The sequence below is a fragment of the Micromonospora sp. NPDC051296 genome (assembly GCF_040682255.1).
In the GTDB taxonomy this organism is placed as follows: domain Bacteria; phylum Actinomycetota; class Actinomycetes; order Mycobacteriales; family Micromonosporaceae; genus Micromonospora; species Micromonospora craterilacus.
In genome coordinates this window covers 1-5773 of sequence record NZ_JBFBAO010000408.1, presented here as the reverse complement: position 1 = coordinate 5773, position 5773 = coordinate 1, and the positions used below count along the sequence as shown (strand labels likewise).

Here is a 5773-nt window from a genome sequence, read left to right as displayed (position 1 = left end):
CCGGTGGGGACCAGGTGCGCCGACGACCCGAAATCGCCGGCACCAGACACGGTGCCCGACGAGACCGCCGACAGGAAGAGTCTGCGCAGTGAGCGTGCAACCGATCTTGCGGCCAGCTACCCCGATCGCGGCATGAGCGAGCGCACGTTCACACGGTCCCTCGGTGCGAGCCTGGCGTGCCTGAGAAGTTGTTCGACCACCCAGGCCTGCCGGTGCCGGGAAGGCAACCGCTGCGTGAGCCGGGATGTACTCAACGGCGCCACCGGCCAACTGGCGGAAATTGCTGACCGCCGGCCCGGCACCCCACCGCCATACGCCCTCCGGTCGACTGACCGCCGGCCACCGGCGCCCGTCTGTGACCGTGCGAAAAGCCCGAAACGCGTTTCTCCGATTGGCGTTCGCTCCGTAGGATCTCCGGCGACCAAGGGGGATGAAACGGTGGGCGATTTCCAGCAGTTCGTGACGGATGTGACTTCGCGTCTGTCCACCATGTCCAGGGGTGAGTTGTACTCCGTCGGCGACGGCCTCGACCGGGACTCACTCTGGCTCACCTTTCTCGAATCCTTCCCCGCCGGCACCAATCTGCGGTTCCGTGAGCGATCCGAGTACGACTGCTCGACCTGCCGCGGTTTCATCAAGCACTTCGGCAACGTCATCGAGATCCACGCCGGGCGGGTCCGTACCGTCTGGTCCGGGGTGTCGGCCTCCGACCCGGTCTTCTCCGTCGTCGCCGCCGCTTTGGACGAGTTCGTTCTTTCGCTGCCGTTGTCCACCATCTTCCGGTCCACTCAGGCGCAGTACGGGACGAAGACCACCCGGACGCTGCGCGACGGCCAGGTCGAGGTGTGGCACCACCTGCACGGCCGGGTGGAGAAGCGGCATCGCATCGAAGACGTCGGCGCGGCACAGGGCAACTTTGACGCCGCGGTGCAGGTCTTCCAGCGTGGCCTGGCTGAGCTGACCCAGCACGCTCTGGACACCGTCGTCGACCTTATCGACGACAACGCCCTCTACCGCGGCACGGAGCATCGTCGGGCGGTGACCGAGTTCCGGTCGCTGCAGAACCGGTGGACGAAGGCGACCGACGGACGGGCCTTCGTCTTCGCCAACGCCATGAACCCGGCGGCACGCTTCCGCAACACGGTGATCGGCACCCTCGTCCAGGATCTCTCCGCAGGCGTCGACCTGGAGCAGGCGGTCCGGTCGTTCGAGACGAAGGTGGCACCGCAGAATTACCAGCGCCCCACGGCGTTGATCACCCCGGCCATGGTCAAGGCTGCCATGAAGACCATTGACGAGATGGGCATCGAGGAGTCGTTGCAGCGACGGTTCGCCCGGCTGTCCGATGTGTCGGTCACCAACGTGCTATGGGTAGACAACGACACACAGCCGCGGATGAAGGACGGCATCGAAGGGCTGCTCATGCAGGCGGCCACCATGAAGTCGGCAGGTGCGCGCTTTCGTGACGCGAAGCCGGAGGAGATTCCCGTGGTCTCCTTCATAAAGGACATCCTGCCCGGCGCCACCACCATCGACCTATGGGTCGCCAACGCCTACGAGCCGCACTTCGTCAGTCTCACGACCGGCCGGCACCCGGCTGCTCCGCGGTTGTTCAAGTGGGACAACGATTTCGGCTGGTCGTACGGCGGCAACGTCACCGACTCGATCAGGGAGAAGGTCAAGCGGGCCGGCGGCAACGTCACCGGCAAGCTGCGGGTGAGCCTGTCCTGGTTCAACCACGACGACCTCGACCTGCACGTGTTCGAACCCAACGGCGACCACATCTGGTACCAGGAGCAGCGCAACAAGCTGGACGTCGACATGAACGCCAGCGGGACGCTCACCCGCGAGCCGGTGGAGAACGTCACCTGGACCGACCGTGTCCCCGACGGTGAGTACCGGATCGAGGTGAACCAGTACCGCAAGCGGGACAGCACCCAGGTCGGCTTCGTGATCGAGACCGAGAGCAACGGGAAAATCGAGCATTACAGCCACGAGCGCGCGGTCGGCCACAAGGAGACCGTCGAGGTGGGCCGGATGACGGTTACCGGCGGTGTGATCACCGCTTTCCGGCCGGGTAAAGACGTGCAGCCGGGCAGTGCGGGCAAGGAGTTGTGGGGCATCACCACCGAACAGTTCGTACCGGTGTCCACCGTCATGTACTCGCCGAACTACTTCGACGACAACGAGGTCGGCAACCGGCACTACTTCTTCATCCTGAAAGGGTGCGTGAACGACCAGCCGACCCGGGGAATCTACAACGAGTTCCTCCGCGGCGACCTGCAACCGCACCGCAAGGTGTTCGAGGTTCTCGGCGACCGCACCAAGTGCGAGCCGTCTCCGGATCAGCTGTCCGGCCTCGGCTTCAGCTCCACGGTCCGCAGCTCTGTGGTCGCCAAGGTGACCATGACCGGCGGCCAGCGCCGCCTCATCAGCATCCAGTTCTGATTCCCTACCCAGAAAATCTGAGAGAAGCCATCGTGACCATTTTTGAAAAGGCCACGCGGGAGAAGTTCCGCTATCCGTCGGCCAAGGGACTGCTGACCACGGAACAGTTGTGGGAGCTTCCGCTGACCGCCAAGTCCGGCTTTAGCCTCGATGATGTGGCCAAGGCGGTCAACGCCGAACTCAAGGCCGTCGACACCGAGTCATTCGTGGCCACCGAGGCCAATCCGGCCAAGGCGACCTTGGAGACCAAGTTGGAGGTCGTCAAGCACGTCATCGCCGTCCGCCTCTCGGAGGACCAGGCGGCGAAGGCGGCGGCGGCCAAGAAGTTGGAGAAGGAGAAGCTGCTGGCGGTCCTGGGCCGCAAGCAGGACGCGGTCCTGGAAAACCTGACCGAGGCAGAGCTGCTGGCCCGAATCAACAACCTGTAGCCCGCCTAACAATCAGCATCTGCCAGCAAGTCCGCACATCGCCGGGAAGTACGATCGCCATGCAAGACTTGCGCGGCCAGGCCGGCACTCAACGGCCACTTCTCGGCGAACTCACATCGGTACAACAGCGACCGCGACGCCCTCTCATCGGCAAGAGCGGATGTTTCATGCTTGCCGGCATACCAACGTCGACGGGCCGCTATGGCGGTCTACTCGCCTGCGTCTGCGTGGCTGAGTAGGCGGGCGGCCAGGGCGCGCACCTCGGTTCTGAGTTCGGCGGGCCGTTCGATGGTGAAGGGCCAGCCGAGCCCGGCCAGCATCTGGGCGGCGCCGTCGAGGTGTTCGGCTCGGGTGGTCAGCCGAACTCCGTCGGCGACCTCGGCGAGTGTGCCGACCGATGGAGGGATCCGCCGCCGTGCCTGGGCGAGGCTGGTGTGCAGCAGAACCGAGACGTCGTGGGCGTAGGGCACCGAGGCCAGTCCGGCAAGGACGTGTCCGGTGGGGTCGAACCCGGCCGGCACCTCGAACGTTTCGCCGGTGGCGCGAGTGGCGCCGATGCGGTCGAGTCGGAATGTCCGAACCGATCCGCTGGCGTGGTCGCGACCGGTGACGTACCAGCGGCCGTTGTGGAAGACCAGCCCGTACGGGTCCAGGCCGCGTTCGCTGGAGCGGCTATGCCAGGTGGTGTACGTCAGCTGTACCGGGTGTCGGTGGCGGGCCGCCTCGGCGAGCACCAGCAGCACCTCGGTGCCGGGCGGGGCGGGCTGCCGGACCGGCCCGGTGACGTCCATGGTGACCAGTAGGGCGTCGATGCGCCGGGCAAGGGCGGCTGGCAGTACCCGGCGCAGCTTGGCGGTGGCGCTCTCGGTGGCCGCGTGATCGGCTGTGACCAGTCCCGCGCGGTGCCCGGCGGCAAGGCCGAGGGCAATGGCGACCGCCTCCTCGTCGGTGAGCATGAGCGGCGGCAACTTGTATCCGGGCGCGAGCCGGTACCCGCCATAGCGGCCACGGCGCGCCTCGACCGGGATGCCCAGGTCGAGGAGGTGGGCCGCGTAGCGGCGGACGGTGCGCTCGTCGACGCCGAGCCGGCGGGCCAGGTCGGCGACGTTGAATGCGCCGCCCGACTGGAGGATCTCCAGCAGGGCCAGTACCCGCGCTGTCGGTCTGGCCAAAGAAGTCCTCCTAATCCGGGCGGAAACTGTCCGGTATTGACCGTAGCGTGCCACGCATGACGACATTCGTACTGGTTTCCGGGTTCTGGCTCGGCGCCTGGGCCTGGCATTCGACGGCCGCTGAACTACGCCGGCACGGCCACGACGTGTACCCGATCAGCCTGACCGGCCTCGGGGAGCGCGCCCACCTGGCCCGTCCCGACACCGACCTCGACGTCCACGTCACCGACGTGGTCAACCTCCTGCGCTACGAGGACCTTCGCGACGTGGTCCTCGTCGGGCACAGCTACGCCGGTAGCGTCGTCACCGCGGCCGCCGACCGCGTCACCGACCGCGTCGCCCAATTGGTCTATGTCGACACCGGCCCGTTGCCCGACGGGGTGGCCCAGGTCGAGTTCACCCCGCCGGCCGAGCGCGAGCGCAACGCGGCATTGGTGGCCGACCACGGTGACGGGTGGCGGCTGCTGCCGCCGCCCTGGGCCGACTTGGCCGCCGGCGTGCCCGACGTGGGTGACTCGATCGTCACGCTGCTGCGCGAGCGGTCGGTCGACCAGCCGTGGGCGACCGCCACCGCCCCGGTCCGGCTGACCGGGGCGTGGGAGAAACTGCCCAGACTCGGCGTGCTGTCGAGCTTCACCGCCGCGCAGGCGAAGGGGATGGCCGCGACAATGCCGCTGTACCGCCACATGGCCGGCGACGCGTGGCGCTACGAGGAACTGCCGACCTGGCATTGGCCGATGCTCAACCGGCCGGTCGAGCTGGCCGCAATCCTGCACCACGCGCGGCTGACGGCGTAACCGCCGCTGCCGGGTGACCACACACCAGCTCACCCGGCAGCGGTACGCGGTCGACGACGGAACCGAACGACCAGGCCATGCCACCCAAAGCAACGTCCTCAATTCGACACGTCCGTGCGCCACCCACGCCAACGCGCCGTGACTCTGCGTAGCGCACGAATCGCGGCCAGATTCGGACGTCGGGCGGAGGCAGATCGGTGAGGGTGCGTCGGCCGTACGGATCCCCGCTTGCCTACTTGGTTGCGGAAGTGACGAGCGCTGTCAACGCGGGTAGCTCGGCATCGGCGGCGGCGATCAGTGCCTCAACGGTCCGCGGCGCAGTGCCGGTGTGTCGCTGAGCAATGGCGACGAGCTCCGTGATGGGCTCGGGTACGCGGTGAAGGCCGTCGACAGTCTCCAAGGGTCCAACGCCGCTCGCCAGCAGCCAAAGGTAGTCACCCAGGTCTCGGGCGATGACCTGCAGTTCGCCCTCCGAACCGAGGAACACGATGGGTTGTGTTTCGATTGCGGCTCCCGGCGCACGGATCCAGAAGGCAGCCAACCCGCCGGACCCGTCGCGTCCGAAGACCCGAAACGGTGGGGCGCCGGCGGCCGAGTCGCCGGTCCAGTAACGCCACCACTCGGTGGTCTCGCCGGACCACATGAACATGTCGTCCGGCTGGAAGTCGTGGCCGTCGTGGTCCTCGAAGAACCCCGATGCGTGTGCTTCTTCGACGACGGCCGGCAGTGTTCGGTCCTCCTCGGTCACCAAGCGATCCTACGCAGACGGACACGGCTGCCCTGCCGGGAAGACCTCGCCTGCGTCTCGCGGCGGACAAACCGCCGGGCATCCGCTCATCGGCTACTTGTTTCATTGACCTGCGACCGTGGCCGGGCCAGGCTTCGGTCGAGGCGCCCGGGTTGTCGCTCGCTTTTCGGCTGCCCACGC

5 protein-coding genes are annotated in these 5773 nt (G+C 67.1%); 3 read left to right on the top strand and 2 right to left on the bottom strand.

Annotated elements, in window-relative coordinates:
* The first annotated feature begins 438 nt into the window (after window positions 1–438).
* On the top strand, window positions 439–2448 hold the full coding sequence (locus AB0M52_RS29370; RefSeq protein ID WP_363960448.1) for a hypothetical protein: 2010 nt from the start codon (window positions 439–441) through the stop codon (window positions 2446–2448).
* A gap of 32 nt (window positions 2449–2480) precedes the next feature.
* Window positions 2481–2876, top strand: a complete 396-nt coding sequence (locus AB0M52_RS29365) for a hypothetical protein (protein ID WP_210898530.1) — start codon at window positions 2481–2483, stop codon at window positions 2874–2876.
* A gap of 209 nt (window positions 2877–3085) precedes the next feature.
* Here the strand turns inward: AB0M52_RS29365 and AB0M52_RS29360 are convergent, their stop codons facing one another.
* Window positions 3086–4048, bottom strand: a complete 963-nt coding sequence (locus tag AB0M52_RS29360) for a YafY family protein (RefSeq protein ID WP_363960445.1) — start codon at window positions 4046–4048, stop codon at window positions 3086–3088.
* A gap of 56 nt (window positions 4049–4104) precedes the next feature.
* Here AB0M52_RS29360 and AB0M52_RS29355 point away from each other — a divergent pair, with 56 nt between their 5' ends.
* The gene (locus AB0M52_RS29355; protein ID WP_363960442.1) at window positions 4105–4845 is read left to right on the top strand and encodes an alpha/beta hydrolase; all 741 of its coding nucleotides are present in this window, start codon (window positions 4105–4107) and stop codon (window positions 4843–4845) included.
* A 232-nt stretch (window positions 4846–5077) separates the two neighbouring features.
* Here the strand turns inward: AB0M52_RS29355 and AB0M52_RS29350 are convergent, their stop codons facing one another.
* A complete protein-coding gene (locus AB0M52_RS29350; protein ID WP_363960439.1) occupies window positions 5078–5593 on the bottom strand; it encodes an SMI1/KNR4 family protein in 516 nt (171 codons plus the stop codon).
* Window positions 5594–5773: the final 180 nt, after the last annotated feature.